General features: G+C 71.1%; 13 protein-coding genes. 4 read left to right on the top strand and 9 right to left on the bottom strand.

Going from position 1 to position 16,324, the window contains the following annotated elements:
* Window positions 1–12 precede the first annotated feature (12 nt).
* The 4 genes from ABZU52_RS19505 to ABZU52_RS19490 all read right to left on the bottom strand — a co-directional run bounded on the left by ABZU52_RS19505 (window position 13) and on the right by ABZU52_RS19490 (window position 3,464).
* Window positions 13–1,122 carry a 2-phospho-L-lactate transferase CofD family protein gene (locus tag ABZU52_RS19505; RefSeq protein ID WP_354972413.1) on the bottom strand — a complete coding sequence of 370 codons (1,110 nt, stop codon included), beginning with the start codon at window positions 1,120–1,122 and terminating at the stop codon, window positions 13–15.
* Window positions 1,119–2,021: an RNase adapter RapZ gene (gene rapZ / locus ABZU52_RS19500; protein ID WP_354972433.1), complete on the bottom strand. Its 903-nt coding sequence runs from the start codon at window positions 2,019–2,021 to the stop codon at window positions 1,119–1,121. Before rapZ ends, ABZU52_RS19505 begins: the two co-directional genes overlap by 4 nt.
* Before the next feature lie 360 nt (window positions 2,022–2,381).
* The gene (locus ABZU52_RS19495; RefSeq protein ID WP_354972412.1) at window positions 2,382–2,585 is read right to left on the bottom strand and encodes a DUF397 domain-containing protein; all 204 of its coding nucleotides are present in this window, start codon (window positions 2,583–2,585) and stop codon (window positions 2,382–2,384) included.
* Window positions 2,586–2,609: 24 nt separating this feature from the next.
* A complete protein-coding gene (locus ABZU52_RS19490; protein WP_354972411.1) occupies window positions 2,610–3,464 on the bottom strand; it encodes a helix-turn-helix transcriptional regulator in 855 nt (284 codons plus the stop codon).
* A 148-nt stretch (window positions 3,465–3,612) separates the two neighbouring features.
* Between ABZU52_RS19490 and ABZU52_RS19485 the strand changes: the two genes are divergently transcribed.
* Window positions 3,613–4,101 (top strand): hypothetical protein, encoded by a 489-nt coding sequence (locus ABZU52_RS19485; RefSeq protein ID WP_354972410.1) that lies wholly within the window; start codon window positions 3,613–3,615, stop codon window positions 4,099–4,101.
* A 73-nt stretch (window positions 4,102–4,174) separates the two neighbouring features.
* The gene (recQ, locus tag ABZU52_RS19480) at window positions 4,175–6,019 is read left to right on the top strand and encodes a DNA helicase RecQ (protein ID WP_354972409.1); all 1,845 of its coding nucleotides are present in this window, start codon (window positions 4,175–4,177) and stop codon (window positions 6,017–6,019) included.
* Between the two features lie 68 nt (window positions 6,020–6,087).
* Here recQ and ABZU52_RS19475 read toward each other — a convergent pair whose 3' ends face one another.
* From ABZU52_RS19475 to rsgA, 5 genes are all read right to left on the bottom strand, one after another.
* Window positions 6,088–6,750, bottom strand: coding sequence for a C39 family peptidase (locus ABZU52_RS19475; protein WP_354972408.1), 663 nt, complete (start codon window positions 6,748–6,750; stop codon window positions 6,088–6,090).
* 767 nt (window positions 6,751–7,517) lie between these two features.
* Window positions 7,518–9,506, bottom strand: a complete 1,989-nt coding sequence (gene uvrC / locus ABZU52_RS19470; RefSeq protein ID WP_354972407.1) for an excinuclease ABC subunit UvrC — start codon at window positions 9,504–9,506, stop codon at window positions 7,518–7,520.
* 197 nt (window positions 9,507–9,703) lie between these two features.
* The gene (locus ABZU52_RS19465) at window positions 9,704–10,198 is read right to left on the bottom strand and encodes a Rieske (2Fe-2S) protein (RefSeq protein WP_354972406.1); all 495 of its coding nucleotides are present in this window, start codon (window positions 10,196–10,198) and stop codon (window positions 9,704–9,706) included.
* A gap of 154 nt (window positions 10,199–10,352) precedes the next feature.
* Complete coding sequence (gene uvrA, locus ABZU52_RS19460; protein WP_354972405.1) at window positions 10,353–13,298, bottom strand: excinuclease ABC subunit UvrA; 2,946 nt, start codon at window positions 13,296–13,298, stop codon at window positions 10,353–10,355.
* A 228-nt stretch (window positions 13,299–13,526) separates the two neighbouring features.
* Complete coding sequence (gene rsgA / locus ABZU52_RS19455; RefSeq protein ID WP_354972404.1) at window positions 13,527–14,597, bottom strand: ribosome small subunit-dependent GTPase A; 1,071 nt, start codon at window positions 14,595–14,597, stop codon at window positions 13,527–13,529.
* A gap of 178 nt (window positions 14,598–14,775) precedes the next feature.
* On the opposite strand from rsgA, the gene ABZU52_RS19450 reads away from it, so the two are divergent.
* On the top strand, window positions 14,776–15,492 hold the full coding sequence (locus ABZU52_RS19450; protein ID WP_354972403.1) for a maleylpyruvate isomerase family mycothiol-dependent enzyme: 717 nt from the start codon (window positions 14,776–14,778) through the stop codon (window positions 15,490–15,492).
* 7 nt (window positions 15,493–15,499) lie between these two features.
* Window positions 15,500–16,153 (top strand): MBL fold metallo-hydrolase, encoded by a 654-nt coding sequence (locus ABZU52_RS19445; RefSeq protein WP_354972402.1) that lies wholly within the window; start codon window positions 15,500–15,502, stop codon window positions 16,151–16,153.
* The last annotated feature ends 171 nt before the right edge of the window (window positions 16,154–16,324 follow it).

The raw sequence follows: 16,324 nt of genomic DNA, 5'->3' as shown, positions 1-16,324 counted from the left end.
TTACGTACGTGTCTAACGATCGGCGCCCAGGACAGGCACCAGCGCGGCGCCCAGGGCAGCCGGATCATGGCGGGGAGTCCCGTCGACAATGGCGACGGGGGCGAGGACCAGGCGGGCACCCAGCGATTCTGCCGCACGTTCGACCGGTTCGGGGTCACCCACCGCCTTGGCATCGGCGAGCACGAGATCCACCTTCAGCTCGGGCAGGTACCAGTGCAGCGCCGCGAGATGGTCGGCGACGGAGAGCCCGAGGGTCTCCTTCTCCGCGGCCAGGTTCAGCGTGACCAGCCGCCGGGCCGAGCTGGACACGATCGCGTCGGCCAACTGCGGTACCAGCAGGTGCGGAAGCACACTCGTGTACCAGCTGCCCGGCCCGAAGATCAACCAGTCGGCTGCCCGGATCGCCTCGATGGCCTCGGCGCAGGCCGGTGGGGCGCTCGGGGTGAGGCGCAGCGACTCGACCCGCCCGGTGGTCACGGCCACCTGGTGCTGGCCACTCACCGTGCGCACCTCGTCGGGGGCGGCCGGGTCAACGCCGCGTACCCGCGCCTCGATCCCGACCGGTTGGCGCGACATCGGCAACACCCGGCCCACCGCGCCGAGCATCGCGCCGGCGTGCTCCAGCGCGGCAACCGGGTCGCCGAGCAGCTCCATCAGGCCGCAGAGCACCAGGTTGCCCACCGCGTGCCCGGTCAGACCGTCGGTCCCGGCCGCCGCCCGGTCGGTGCCGGCCCGTACTCCGTCGGTCTCAGCTGCCGCCCCGTCGGTGCCGCGCGGGGCCGCGCCGTGCCGGTCCGGGTCGTCGCCCGCCGCCGGGCCCGGGTCGGTCGCCCCGGATCGGGGTACGCCCACCGGTACGGCGGCGAAGCGGTGCTGAAACAGCCCGGCGCTGCGCCGGGTGGCCGGGTGATCCCCGGCCAACGCCACCAGCGCCTGGCGCAGATCTCCCGGTGGCAGGCCACCCCGCTCGGCCCGCAGCCGACCACTGGAGCCGCCGTCGTCACCCACCGTCACCACCGCGGTGATGTCGAGGTCGAGTTCCGGGGCGCAGTGGCGCAGCGCCCGCAACGAGGCGGACAGCCCGTGCCCGCCGCCGAACGCCACCACCCGCCGGGCCGTCATTCCCGCCCCAGGTCGCGGTGCTGGGCGTTCGCCGCCAGCCCGGAGTGACGCAGTCGGCTGGCCAACTCCTCGGCGATGGCCACGCTGCGGTGCTTCCCACCGGTGCAGCCCACAGCGACCGTGAGGTACCGCTTGCCCTCCCGCTCGAAGCCGGTCGTGGTGGCGTTGACCAGGTCGGCGTACGCGGCCACGAAGGCGTCCGCACCCTCCTGACCCAGCACGTACGCGCTGACCGCCTCCTCCCGCCCGGTGTGCTCCCGCAGCTCCGGCACCCAGTACGGATTGGGCAGGAAGCGGGCGTCCAACACGAAATCGGCGTCCGGCGGCAGGCCGTACTTGAAGCCGAACGACAGCACGGTGAGCCGCAGCCGGCGGGCGTCCTCGCCGCCGAACAGCTCCTCGATACGCCGCCGAAGCTGGTTGACGTTCAGGTGGCTGGTGTCGATGATCACGTCGGCCTGGTCGCGGGCCTCCTCCAGCAGGCCGCGCTCCACGGCGATGCCGTCGGCCAGCCGCCCGTCACCCTGCAACGGGTGCGAACGCCGAACGCTCTCGAACCGCCGGATCAGCACCTCGTCGTCGGCGTCGACGAAGACCACCTGGGGCGAGAACCCGCGCTCCTTGAGCTCCCGGATCGCCCCGGCCAGGTCGGTGGAGAAGGCCCGCGACCGCACGTCCAGCACCATCGCGGTACGCCGAGCCGCGCCACCCGCCTTGAACGCCAGCTCGGCCATGTCCAACATCAGGGCCTGCGGCAGGTTGTCCACGACGTAGTAGCCGACGTTCTCCAACGCCCGGGCGACAGTGCTGCGGCCACCCCCGGAGAGGCCGGTGACCACCACGAGGGTGGTCTCCGACTCGGCCGCCACCTGCTCGTCATCGGCATCCGGGCCGTCGATCCGGTCACCGGCTGTGCGCGCCTCGCTCACCCGTACCCCCAAGCCGTGGCGCCGCGGCCGCCCTCGGCCGCGATTGGTCAATCAGCGACTCTATCCCGCCGCCCGGGACAGGTCGGGTACCCGGGCCGGTCGGAGGCCGGCGGGGCGGCCGCCGGTCGCCCTCCCGAGCTGACCGCGCGCTCGGCCGGCGTACCCGCCCCCGGGCACGCCCGTCGAGAAAGGCACCCGTGGATTCCGTGCAGCGGAATTGGGCGCGACAACCCCCAGACAAGAGATCTTGGAATCAATCGGCCCCTGCGCGGGCGGATTCCTTCCAAGATCTCTCGTGTGGGTGTTGCCGGGGACCTCGCGGTTGCGGGGTCAGGCGCGCGGGTCGCGCCGCAGGGCCGTCACGAACGACGACCAAGCGGCCCGGCCGAAGACGAGCGTCGCCCCGCCCGGGTCCGTGGAGTCGCGGACCGCCAGCCCGTCCGAGAGTACGGCCACCTCGACGCAGTTCGAATCGTTCGCGCCGCTACGGCTGCTCTTGTGCCAGGAAACCCGTGCAAGCTCCGCATGGGTCATCGGCAGCGCTCCAAGGTCTCGGATTCAGTCCGGAACCTCGGCAGCGATCCGCGCAAGAAGGTCCGCAGACCGGTCAGGGTCGAGTGCTTTGGCCCGGAGGTGGTCGAACATGAGTCTATATCGGGCGACCTGCCGATCCTCCTCCAGCAACAGGGTGCTGGAGTCGTTGCTGAGGTACACCACGGCCGGGTCAAGCACCGGGTCGGCGTAGTCCAGCAGGGTGAAGGCTCCGGCCATCGCGGCGTGCGCCCCGGCGGAGAACGGCAGGACCTGGATCTCGACCGAGGGCATGGCGCACGCTTCGATCAGGCGGGTGAGCTGCGCGTGCATGACCTTCGGTCCGCCGACCACCCGTCGGACCGCCGCCTCATCCAACACTGCCCACAACGATGGCGGCAGGTCACGGGACAGCAGGGCCTTGCGGGCGAGCCTCGCCGCCACAACTCGGTCGGTCTCGTCCTGATCGGCGGTGCTGCGGCCCGCTCTGACGATCGCGCGGACGTACTCCTCCGTCTGCAACAGGCCGGGAACGTACAGACACTCGAACGCGCTGATCGAACTCGCCTCCGCCTCGAAGCCGACGAAGTCGTCCGGCAGCACGTCGCCGTACGCGCTCCACCACCCCTTCTGGCGCGACTGCCGGAGTAACGCGGTCAGCGACTCTCGCTCGTCCCCTGATGCGTCGTAGAGGTCGAGCAACGGAGGCAGGTCCTTGGGCATCACCCGCGAGTGCCCGAGTTCGAAGCGGATGACCTTGGTGCGGTGCCAGCCGAGGATCTTGGCTACCTCCTCGGCGGTGTGCCCGGTGCGGTCCCGCAGCCGGCGCAACTCGCGCCGCAGCCGGCGGGCCCTGATCGTCGGACTGGGCACCTGCGCCATCGCCACATCCATCTCCACTCTGAGTGATTGATTCTTGCCTAGGAGCGAGCACGGATCAAGCATCTGTTCCCGAAAAATAGCGACGTTGCATTTTTTGCGCGCCTGGTCCAGGCTTTGGTGAGCATCCGCTACGGAGAGGCAGGGAATCGTGACGGAAAAGCGATCGTCTCGTTGGGAGCGGGAGCCACGGCGACCCCGTGACGTCCAGGACGACCTGACCGCTCTGCTCGACCGGGCCGACGTGTCCGAGCGGGTCCGGGCCGCCATCGCGTTCGCGTTGGCGAAGCCGGAGGCTCTGTCGTCGTACCTCATCTCTCTGGATCCGGCGGAGCGCGAGCGGCCGGCGGGCCGGCGCTGGACGCTGCACCTGTCCTACCTGGCGACCGACCTGATGGAGGCCCGCGACCAGGCCGTCGTCTACACGGAGGGGTTGACGACCCTGCGTCCCGAGGTGGCCGCCGAGGCCGCGCTGCTGTCCCGGGCCGACACCTGGCACCACGTCGAGCCGGTCTTCTGCGGCCGGAGCGGCCCCGACAACGAAGTCTGCATGGACGTCAACGGACACCCCGGCTTCCACAGCGCGGCCGGAATCGGCGGGCTCTGCTGGGGCGACGGAGACGGCGCGACGGGGCAGTAACGGTCGCGGTGGGGTGGACGCGCCGGGGCGGCGTGGGGACGATGCTGTCGGCGTCGGCTCGTAGACTCCCCGGATGGCTTCTCCCACCGACCTGCGTACCGCCTCCGGCGCCCTGGACGTGCTGGGCCGGGTCTTCGGCTACAACGCGTTCCGTGGCTTCCAGCAGGACGTGATCGACCACGTGGTCGCCGGCGGCGACGCGCTGGTGTTGATGCCCACCGGTGGCGGCAAGTCCCTGTGCTACCAGATCCCCGCCCTGGTCCGCGACGGGGTCGCTGTCGTCGTGTCGCCGCTGATCGCGCTCATGCAGGACCAGGTGGACGCCCTCACCGCGGTCGGCGTACGCGCCGGTTTCCTCAACTCGACCCAGACCCTGGACGCCCGGCGGCGGGTGGAGGCCGCCTTCGTCGCCGGCGAGCTGGACCTGCTCTACCTGGCCCCGGAGGCGCTCGGCGTCCGGTCCACCCTCGCCCTGCTGGACCGGGGGCGCATCTCCCTGTTCGCGATCGACGAGGCGCACTGCGTGTCCCAGTGGGGGCACGACTTCCGCCCCGACTATCTCGCGCTGTCGATGCTGCACGAACGCTGGCCGCAGGTGCCCCGCATCGCCCTGACCGCCACCGCGACCAGCGCCACCCGCACCGAGATCGCGACCCGGCTCAAGCTCGACGACGCCCGGCACTTCGTGGCCAGCTTCGACCGGCCCAACATCCAGTACCGGATCGTGCCCAAGCGGGAGCCCCGCAAGCAGTTGCTGACCCTGCTGCGCGACGAGCACCCCGGCGACGCCGGCATCGTCTACTGCCTGTCCCGGGCCTCGGTCGACAAGACGGCGGAGTTCCTCACCGCCAACGGGGTCGCCGCGCTGCCGTACCACGCCGGCCTGGACGCCGGCACCCGCGCCGCCAACCAGCAGCGCTTCCTGCGCGAGGACGGCCTGGTCATGGTGGCCACCATCGCCTTCGGCATGGGCATCGACAAGCCCGACGTACGCTTCGTCGCCCACCTCGACCTGCCCAAATCCGTCGAGGGCTACTACCAGGAAACCGGCCGCGCCGGCCGTGACGGCCTGCCGTCCACCGCCTGGCTGGCGTACGGGCTCCAGGACGTCGTCCAGCAGCGCAAGATGATCGAAACGTCCGACGGAGACCTCGCCCACCGCCGCAACCTGGCCGCGCACCTGGACGCGATGCTCGCCCTCTGCGAGACGGTGCGCTGCCGTCGGGTCCAACTGCTCGAATACTTCGGCGAGACGACGACGGCCGCCTGCGGCAACTGCGACACCTGCCTCACCCCACCGGAGTCCTGGGACGGCACCGTCGCCGCCCAGAAGCTGCTCTCCACCGTCTTCCGCCTCGACCGCGAACGCAACCAGCGCTTCGGCGCCGGGCACTGCATCGACATCCTGCTCGGCAAGCAGACCGACAAGATCAGCCAGTACGGTCACGACTCGCTGACCGTCTTCGGCATCGGCGCCGAGCTCAGTGAGGCCGAGTGGCGGGGCGTGGTCCGGCAACTGCTCGCCGAAGGGCTGCTCGCCGTGGAGGGCGACTACGGCACGCTGGCGCTGACCGAGGCCAGCGCCGACGTCCTCGGCCGCCGCCGTACGGTCACCATGCGCCGCGAGCCGGAGAAGCCGGCGTCGAGCCGCTCATCGAAGCCGCGCGGCGCATCCACCGTCGTGGCCGAGCTGACCCCGGCCGCCGCGTCGCTGTTCGAGCGGCTACGCGGCTGGCGGGCGACCACCGCCAAGGAGCAGGGCGTCCCGGCGTACGTGATCTTCCACGACGCCACGCTGCGACAGATCGCCAGCGACGCGCCCAGCACACTGGCCGACCTGTCCCGGGTCAGCGGGGTCGGCGAGAACAAACTCGCCAAGTACGGCGAGCAGATCCTGGCCGTCCTCGCCACCGACTGACGGCACGCCGAAGGGCCGGGCCCCGTGGTGGGGTCCGGCCCTGTCGGTTCGTGCTGTGCGGGTGGTGCTCAGCTGGTGGCGTAGCCGCGGGTGGCGATCCAGTCGGCGAGGTGCTCGACGGTGACCTCGTAGGAGGCGGTGTTCGGGTCGGCGGAGTCGGCGATCTTCACCACGTTCCCGCCGTCGCGGTAACCGACGACGCTGATGTAGTGCCCGCCCTCGAAGGAGTGGATACCACCGTCGGTGTCCGTGGTGGTGCCGGCGATGTTCGCGACCACGGCCCGGCCGTCGTCGACCGTCTTCACCACGTCGGCGCGCAGCTTGTCGGTCTGGGTGCCGTCAGCGTTCGGGCTGGAGATTTCGACGGAGTGGTAGGCGTCGGCCTTACCGGTCTCCTTGTTCAGCACCGGGGTGATGTCGTTGATCGAGTTGGTGCCGGCCTCGGTGGTGCCCATCTCCTTGGCCATGGCGTCGACGCTGATGTCCTTGCCCTGCACGGACAGGGCGTTACGGGCGGCGGCGGGGCCGCAGTAGTAGAAGTTCGGCTGCGCCTCGTAGCGCACACCCAACTGACGCTCACCGTGGTCCTTGCGGTCGGTCTGCGCCTGCGACGCCGGCTTGCTGGTGTTCGGGGCGGCGAAGGCGGTGGTGACGGGGCCGGCGATGGCGCCGCCGGTGAAGGCGAGACCAGCAGCGGTCAGGGCGGTCTTACGGATCAGATCGGTACGCATGATGGCGTGCTCCTCTGCCTGTCGGGGGTGCCGCACATCAGACCCGGGGGTGGGTGGTGGTGCGGGGAAGTTCGTGCGGTGGTGGTGCCCGGCGACCCGCTGAGAGGGTCGGCGTCGGGACGGGGTGTAACGGTTCGCGGCGGCGGATCATTCCGCCAGCCCAGGGGGCGGCTGGTTCCGAAAGCCCCGGGGGGCGGCTGGTTCCGCCTGCCTGCGGGTCGGCCGGTGGTGGTGCTCGGCCGTGCGGGGGATGTAACCGGGGTGGCCCGTCGGGTGTTCCCGGCGAGGCCCGCGCCCCACGACCTGGACAGTCGCGGTGGCGTGCCAGGTATAACGACCCCGCCCGGCCCACGATTCCGCCCCCGGGGTGGCCCCGACCACCCGACACCCCCGGCCAAACCCGACAATCCGCTCGCCCCGCCGACCTGACGACCGGACACCACGGCCAACACGGCGTGATCGACTCGGGTTCCTGGAAGTCGCGGTGTCCGGGTGCCGGGGATACCCCGACTTCATGAAAACCGAGTCGATCAAGACCTTTGTCCGGTTGACGCCGCCTTGCGCAGATCTCGACCAACCTCCACCGGCCAACGAAGCACCACGCCCGCCCAAGATCGTGCTCGATCCAGGAAAGAGGCCCCTCCCCACGCGGAGGAGGCCACTACAACAAGGATCGAGCACGATCATGCGGGCGGTAACCGCCCAGCGTCAGACAAAACGACCGCAGTCAGCGTGAACAGGCGAGCCGGGCCGAGCGAGGACAGCGCTCAGGCGTTGGGCTTCGCCTCCGCGCCGTCGGCGGCCTTGGAGTCCTTGTCGAGGGCGGCCAGGATCGCCTCGGCGGTGCGCCGGCCCACCCCCGGCACCTCGGTGATCTCTTCGACCGTTGCGGCCGAAAGTCGCTTGAGCGAGCCGAAGTGCCGCAGCAGCGCCTTGCGCCGCACCTCACCCAGGCCGGGGACGTGGTCCAGCGCCGACTCGGTCATCCGCTTGGAGCGGCGCTGCCGATGGAAGGTGATAGCGAACCGGTGGGCCTCGTCGCGCACCCGTTGCAGCAGGTAGAGCCCCTCCGAGGTGCGCGGCAGGATGACCGGGAACTCGTCGTCCGGGAGCCACACCTCCTCCAGCCGCTTGGCCAGCCCGCACAGGGCCACGTCGTCGATGCCCAGGTCGGCGAGTGCCTGCGCGGCGGCCGCTACCTGTGGGGCGCCGCCGTCGACGACCACCAACTGTGGCGGGTACGCGAATTTTCGTGGTCGGCCGGTGGTCGGGTCGATCAGGATGCCGATCTGTGGATCCGTGGCGCCTCCGGGCGCGGCCGGGTCGTCGGCGGACTCCACGCCCACCTCGCCCGTCTCGGCCCTGGCGTCCAAGTAGCGGGCGAAGCGACGGCGGAGCACCTCGGACATCGCGGAGAGGTCGTCGGTCGCGCCCCGGACGATGAACCGCCGGTATTCGCTCTTGCGGGGCAGCCCGTCCTCGAAGACCACCATGCTGGCGACCACGTCGGTGCCCTGGATCTGGGAGATGTCGAAACATTCGATGCGCAGCGGTGAGGTGCTCATGCCCAGCGCTTCGCTGATCTCGTCCAGGGCCTTGCCCCGGGTGGTCAGGTCACCGGAACGCTTGAGCTTGTGCCGGGCCAGCGCGTCCTTGGCGTTGCGCTCCACCGTCTCCATCAGTGAGCGCTTGTCGCCACGCTGCGGCACCCGCAGCGACACCCGACTGCCCCGGTGGTTGGAGAGCCATGCGGCGAGGGCGTCGGCGTCCGCGGGCAGTTCGGGGACCAGCAGTTCGCGAGGGACGTCGGCCTCACCGTGCTCGCCGCCGTACACCTGGGTGCAGAAGTGGTGTACCAGGTCGCCGGTGGTCAGGTCCTCGGTCTTCTCCACCACCCAGCCGCGCTGGCCGCGGACCCGGCCGTCGCGGACGTGAAAGACCTGGACGGCCGCCTCGAGCGGGTCGTCGGCGAACGCGACGACGTCCGCGTCGGTGCCGTCACCGAGCACCACGGTCTGCTTCTCCATGGCCCGGCGCAGCGCGGCCACATCGTCGCGCAGCCGGGCGGCCCGTTCGAACTCCAGTTGTTCGCTCGCCTCGGTCATCTCGCGCTCGATCTTGCGGACCATGGTGTCGGTGCGCCCGGCCATGAAGTCGCAGAACCCGTCGACGATGGCCCGGTGTTCGTCGGCGGAGACGGTGCCGACGCACGGCGCCGAGCACTTGCCGATGTAGCCCAGCAGGCAGGGGCGGCCGACCTGGCCGGCCCGCTTGAACACGCCGGCGGAGCAGGTCCGCGCGGGGAACACCCGCAGCAGCAGGTCGAGGGTCTCCCGGATGGCCCAGGCATGCGAGTAGGGACCGAAGTACCGCACGCCCTTGCGCTTGGCGCCGCGCATCACCTGCAGCCGTGGGTACTCCTCGTCGAGGGTGACGGCGAGATAGGGGTACGACTTGTCGTCGCGGTAGCGGACGTTGAACCGCGGATCGTACTGCTTGATCCAGGTGAACTCCTGCTGGAGCGCCTCGACCTCGGTGCCGACGGTGATCCAGTCCACCGACTCGGCGGTGGTGACCATCTGCCGGGTGCGCTCGTGCAGGTTCCACACGTCGCCGAAGTAGGAGTTGAGCCGGCTGCGCAGGTTTCGCGCCTTGCCGACGTAGATCACCCGGCCGGTGCCGTCGCGAAAGCGGTAGACCCCCGGTAGCTCCGGGATGGTGCCGGGTGCGGGACGGTAGGTCGAGGGGTCAGCCACACCAGCAAGCCTAGTCCGCAGCACCGACAGCCCACCGCAGTCGCGTGATCAACTCGGCGTCCCGAAAGTCGGGGTGTCAGCGAGCCGACGACACCCGACTTCCGGAACGCGAGTCGATCTTGCAGCGCGCGGCCCGAGCCTGCCAACGCAAGACGCGCGGCGGTCGGCCAGCGCACGGCGGGCGGGCCCGGGTGGGGTCAGGCCAGCGAGATCTGGTCGCCGGTGACCTTGATGTCCTTCGGCGGCAGCGGCTTGGTGGCCGGGCCGGCCTTCACCGAGCCGTCCTCGATCGAGAACTTGCTGTTGTGGCAGGTGCAGTTGATGGTGCCGCCGTCGACGTTCGTGACGGGGCAGTTCTGGTGCGTACAGATCGGGCTGAAGCCCTTGAACTGGCCGGCCACGGGCTGGGTGATGACCACGCCCTCGGCGGCGAGGACCTTGCCGCCGCCGACCGGGATGTCGGCGGTGGTGGCCAGCGACTGGGCATTCTTCCGGTCGCCGCCGCCGGCATCACCGGTGCTGGGAACGGCGGGGCCACCGCTGGTGGGCGAGCCGCTGCCGCTGCCGCCGCCGCTGCCGTCGTCGCTTCCGCAGGCAGCCAGAACGACGGCCGCGCCGACCGCCCCGACGCCGGTGAGCAGGGTACGACGGGTCTGCGTACCCGGTCCGGTCAGCGCCTGATCGTCGCTCATGCCTCGCCTCTCTCTCGCCCAGTGCGCCGGTCCAAAGCCGGCCACACTTCTCTCCACGGGCAACTGTGCCGGATAGTTCACCCGGCACCTGTTCGACACGGCGAAAGGGGCGGGGCGGATCGCCGTCCGACCCGCCCCGCGCAGAACGCAGAGGTCAGCGCGCGCCGGCCGGCACCTTGCGGGTCGTCCGCGCCTTGGTAGCGCCGTTGGCCTTGGCGGCCCGGGTGGTGGCAGCCGCCGCGCCCTTGGCCTCGCCGTCGAGCTTGAGCACCCCGCGCAGGAACTGGCCGGTGTGGCTCTCCGCCACCTCGGCGACCTCCTCCGGGGTGCCGGTGGCGAGCACCATGCCGCCCCGGTGGCCACCCTCCGGACCCATGTCGATCAGCCAGTCGGCGGTCTTGATCACGTCGAGGTTGTGCTCGATGGTGATCACCGTGTTGCCCTTGTCGACCAGGCCCTCGAGGACCATCAGCAGCTTGCGGATGTCCTCGAAGTGCAGACCGGTGGTCGGCTCGTCGAGCACGTAGACCGTGCGCCCGGTGGAGCGCTTCTGCAGCTCGGAGGCCAGCTTGACCCGCTGCGCCTCGCCGCCGGAGAGGGTCGGCGCGGGCTGGCCGAGGCGGACGTACCCCAGGCCGACGTCGACGAGCGTCTTGAGGTGCCGGTGGATGGCCGGGATGGCGGAGAAGAACTCGGCGGCCTCCTCGATCGGCATCTCCAACACGTCCGAGACGGTCTTGCCCTTGTAGTGCACCTCCAGGGTCTCCCGGTTGTACCGGGCGCCCTTGCAGACCTCGCAGGGGACGTACACGTCGGGCAGGAAGTTCATCTCGATCTTGATGGTGCCGTCGCCCGAGCACGCCTCGCAGCGGCCACCCTTGACGTTGAACGAGAACCGCCCCGGGCCGTATCCGCGGACCTTGGCCTCGGTGGTCTCGGCGAAGAGCTTGCGGACGTGGTCCCAGACACCGGTGTAGGTGGCCGGGTTGGAGCGCGGCGTCCGGCCGATCGGCGACTGGTCCACGCCGACGACCTTGTCCACGTGCTCCAGACCGGAGACCCGGGTGTGCCGGCCGGGCACCAGCCGGGCGCCGTTGATCTGGTTGGCCAGCACCGCGTACAGGATGTCGTTGACCAGCGTCGACTTGCCCGAGCCGCTGACCCCGGTGACCGCGATCAGCTGCCCCAGCGGGAACGAGACGGTCAGGTTGCGCAGGTTGTGCTCCCGCGCCCCGTGCACCACCAGCTCGCGGTCCGGATCCTGGGCGCGGCGGCCGGTCGGCGTCGGGATCGACCGTCGGCCGGACAGGTACGCCCCGGTGATCGACTCCTTGTTCTTCAACAGCGCCGGCACCGAACCGCTGTGCACGATCTTGCCGCCGTGCTCGCCCGCGCCGGGCCCGATGTCGACGATCCAGTCGGCGACCCGGATGGTGTCCTCGTCGTGCTCCACCACGATCAGCGTGTTGCCCAGCCCGCGCAACCGGATCAGGGTCTCGATCAGCCGGTGGTTGTCGCGCTGGTGCAGCCCGATCGACGGCTCGTCGAGCACGTAGAGCACGCCCACCAGGCCGGAGCCGATCTGGGTGGCCAGTCGGATGCGCTGCGCCTCGCCGCCGGAGAGCGTGCCGGCCGGGCGGTCCAGGGAGAGGTAGTCCAGGCCGACGTCGAGCAGGAACCGCAACCGGGCGTTGATCTCCTTGAGGACCCGCTCGGCGATCATCTTCTGCCGGTCGGTCAACTCGATGCCGGCGAGCAGGTCGGCGCACTCCCCCACGGAGAGGTTGCAGACCTCGGCGATGCTCTTGCCGGCCAGCGTGACAGCGAGCACCTCGGGCTTGAGCCGGGCGCCCCCGCACGCCGCGCACGGCACGTCGCGCATGTAGCCCTCGTACTTGTCGCGGGACGACTCCGACTCGGTGTCGGAGTGCCGGCGCTCGATCCACTGCACCACGCCCTCGAAGCCGGTGTAGTAGGAGCGCTCCCGGCCGTACTTGTTGCGGTAGCGCACGTGCACCTGGTCGTCGGAGCCGTGCAGGATCGTCTTCTGCGCCCGTGCCGGCAACGCCCGCCACGGGGTGTCGATGTCGAAGTGCTGGGCCTCGCCGAGCGCCTCCAGCAGGCGCAGGAAGTATTCCAGGTTGTGCCCGGTGGACCAGGGCTGGATCGCGCCCTCGCGCAGGCTGCGCTCCGGGTCGGGGACCAGCAGCTCCGGGTCGACCTCCTTCTTGGTGCCCAGGCCGGTGCACTCGGGGCAGGCGCCGTAGGGCGCGTTGAAGGAGAAGACCCGCGGCTCGAGATCCTCGATGGCGAGCGGGTGGTCGTTGGGGCAGGCCAGGTGCTCGGAGTAGCGGCGCTCGCGGTCCGGGTCGTCCTCGGGAAGGTCGACGAAGTCGAGCAGGACCAGGCCACTGGACAGGCCCAGGGCGGCCTCCACCGAGTCGGTGAGGCGCTGCTTGGCGCTCGGCTTGACGGTGAGCCGGTCGATCACCACCTCGATGGTGTGCTTCTCCTGCTTCTTGAGCTTGGGGGGCTCAGTCAGCGGGTACACCACGCCGTCGACGCGGGCCCGGGCGTAGCCCTTGGCCTGCAGCTCGGCGAAGAGGTCGACATATTCGCCCTTGCGGCCGCGGATCACCGGGGCGAGCACCATGAACTTGGTGCCCTCGGCCATGGCGAGGACCCGGTCGACGATCTGCTGCGGGCTCTGCTTGGAGATGCGCTCGCCACAGACCGGGCAGTGCGGCTCACCGATGCGGGCGTAGAGCAGACGAAGGTAGTCGTAGACCTCGGTGATGGTGCCGACGGTCGAGCGCGGGTTACGCGAGGTGGATTTCTGGTCGATCGAGACGGCCGGGCTCAGGCCCTCGATGAAGTCGACGTCTGGCTTGTCCATCTGGCCGAGGAACTGCCGGGCGTACGACGAGAGCGACTCGACGTAGCGGCGCTGCCCCTCGGCGAAGATCGTGTCGAAGGCCAGGCTCGACTTGCCCGACCCGGACAGCCCGGTGAACACGATGAGTGCGTCCCGGGGCAGGTCGAGACTGACGTCACGCAGGTTGTGCTCGCGCGCGCCACGGATGATCAGTCGGTCGGCCACGGTGCGTGTACTCCCGGGAGAAGACGAAGCGAAGGATCTGTCCCGCTCTGGGTGAATTCGAGCGGTCGTGCGGGCGCGGAAAACACGCCTCGGCAACTCTAGCCCCGAGGTGTGACAGTTTTCCGCGCCCGCACATTCCCCCAGCTCAGCCCGGTCGGCCGCCCCGCCGGTAAGCCCCGCGCACCCCACCACCCGTAAGCCCCGCACGGGCCGCCGGCCGACGCCCGCTCAGTAGCCGCCGGGCGCCGGCGGACGCGTGGCCCGCCGTCGGGCCGAACGCCACCCGCCGCGCCGCTCCGCCGCAACCCGGGTCTCCCGCCGGCGGCTCTCGTGGGCCACCTCACCCTGCAACCGCCGCCAACTCTCCCACCGACGGGTGGACAGCTCGCCGGTGTGCAGCGCCTCCCGGACCGCGCAGGCGGGCTCGCCGTCGTGGCCGCAGTCGGCGTACCGGCAGCCCTCGGCCAGCCCGGCGATGTCGGCGAACGCCCGGTCCAGCCCGGCCGCGCCGTCCAGCAGGCCGACCGCCCGCACCCCGGGGGTGTCGATCACCGCCCCGCCACCGGGGATGGGTACCAGGGCCCGCCAGGTGGTGGTGTGCCGACCCTTGCCGTCCACCCGCCGGATCGCCTGGGTGGGCATCATCACCGCCCCGACCAGGGCGTTGACCAGGCTCGACTTGCCGGCACCGGACGGGCCGAGCAGGCCGAGAGTGCGGCCGGGCGTCACCTCGGCGCGCAGCGGGTCCAGCCCGAGGCCGAGTTCGGCGCTGACCGGCAGCACCGGCACGCCGGAAGCGACCGCGGCCAGCTGGCGGGCCAGCGCGGTCGGGTTGGCCGCGAGGTCGGCCTTGGTCAGGACGACCAGGGGCCGGGCGCCGGACTCGTGGGCCAGGGAGAGCAGCCGCTCGATCCGGCCCACGTCCGGCTCGGGGTGCACCGGCTCCACCACGGCGGCGGCGTCGAGGTTGGCGGCCAGCACCTGGCCGCTGGCGTCCTTGCCGGCGGTACGTCGGATCAGCGCGCCGCGCCGTGGCAGCACCGCCTGCACGGTGATCCGGCGGTCCGGCCAGTAGGTGAGCAGCACCCAGTCCCCGGCGCAGGGCAGCGCGGACGGGTCCCGGGCGGCGACGGTCAGCACCGCCCCGCCCAGACTGGCCCGGACCGGGCCGAGTGCGGTCAGCACCGTGCAGACCCCCCGGTCCACCCGGGCCACCCGACCCGGCTGGTGCTCGCCGCGGCGCGCGGCGTACGCCGTCCGCTCGGCGTCCCAGCCGAGGGCGGTCAGATCGATCGTCATGGCATCCTCATCGGTGTCGAAGCTGGTGATGGCGGAACACGCGTGCCACGTCCGGCATGATCACCACCTCCGTCCGATGTCCCGGTGCCGCGTCTGCCGCTGACGGTAGGTCGCGCGCCGACGCGCCGAAAGCGATTTCCCCGGCGACGGCGCGACGGCGGACCGCTAGGGTCGACGGGTGACCACGGATCCGCTGCTGCTGATGGGCGAGGTGGACGCGGCCACCAGCCGACTACTCCGTACCGCCGCTTCTTTCGACGCCGCGGACCTGGCCGCCGCGTCGCTGCTGCCGGGCTGGACGCGCGGCCACGTGCTGGCGCATCTGGCGCGCAACGCCGACGGCTTCGTCAACCTGCTCACCGCGGCCCGCACCGGGGAGGCGCTGCCGATGTACGCCTCACTGGAGGCCCGCACGGCGGACATCGAAGCCGGTGCGGGCCGGCCACCGGCCGAGCACCTGGACGACCTGCGGCGCACCGCCGACCTGTTCGCCGAGGCGGTAGCGGCGATGCCGGCCGAGGCCTGGGCAACGACGGTGCAGACGCGGAAGGGTCCGTGGCCGGCGGCGCTGCTGGTCTGGGGCCGGTTGCGGGAGATCGAGGTGCACCACCTCGACCTGGCCGCCGACTACCGGGCCGCGGACTGGTCGGACACGTTCGCCCACCGACTGCTGCGCGAGGCGGCCAGCCATCACGCCATGGGGCCGACACCGCCGTCGATGGTGCTCCGCCTCGACGGCAGCGAGCACGAGGTGGTGATCGGGGAGCGCGGCGGCGCCCCGATCGTCGCCGGCCCCGCCCCCGACCTCGCCGCCTGGCTGATCGGCCGCGCCGACGGCGCCCCACTCTCCGTCATCCCTGACGGTCCCCTGCCTACTCCACCGGAATGGATTTAGAAACGTCATGACATACAGCGGAGACGTCACGCACGGCGGCGCACCGGCGGTTCGGGAGCTGGACGGGCTGACCATCAGCAAGCTGTCGGTGGGCCCGATGGACAACAACGCCTACCTGCTGCGCTGCACGGGCACCGGCGATCAGGTGCTGATCGACGCCGCCAACGAGGCACCCCGGCTGCTCGAACTGATCGGTGACGGTGGGCTCACCGCCGTGGTGACGACCCACCAGCACATGGATCACTGGGTGGCGCTGGAGGAGGTCGTCGCCAAGACCGGCGCCCGGGCGCTGGTGCACGCCGACGACGCGGAGGGCCTGCCGATCGAGGCGGAGCGGCTGGCCGACGGCGACACCGTGCCGGTCGGCGACTGCGCACTGGAGGTCATCCACATCAGGGGGCACACCCCGGGTTCGATCGCGCTGCTCTACCGCGACCCGGCCGGCACCCCGCACCTCTTCACCGGCGACAGTCTATTCCCCGGTGGTGTGGGTAACACCGACAAGGACCCGGAGCGCTTCGCGGCGCTGATCGGCGACGTCGAGCAGAAGCTGTTCGACCAGCTACCGGACGACACCTGGTTCTACCCGGGCCACGGCAAGGACAGCACCCTGGGCGCCGAACGCCCCGCCCTCCCCCAGTGGAAAGCCAGAGGCTGGTAACCCACCCACCCCAGACCGAAGACCCAACGTCACCCCAGACAGAAGACCCAACGTCGACCGAGAACCCCCAAGATCAATAACCACCGACGGCGGCGGCGCCCTCGCACGACCCGGAACCACGACGGGGGCGGGGGCCCGCCGCGCCCGGCGCAGGGATCAAGCCTGACCGCC

The organism is Micromonospora sp. NPDC005220 (assembly GCF_040607895.1).
GTDB lineage: Bacteria > Actinomycetota > Actinomycetes > Mycobacteriales > Micromonosporaceae > Micromonospora.
Note: the sequence above shows the minus strand (reverse complement) of the source record. Positions and strands in the feature narration are given on the sequence as shown.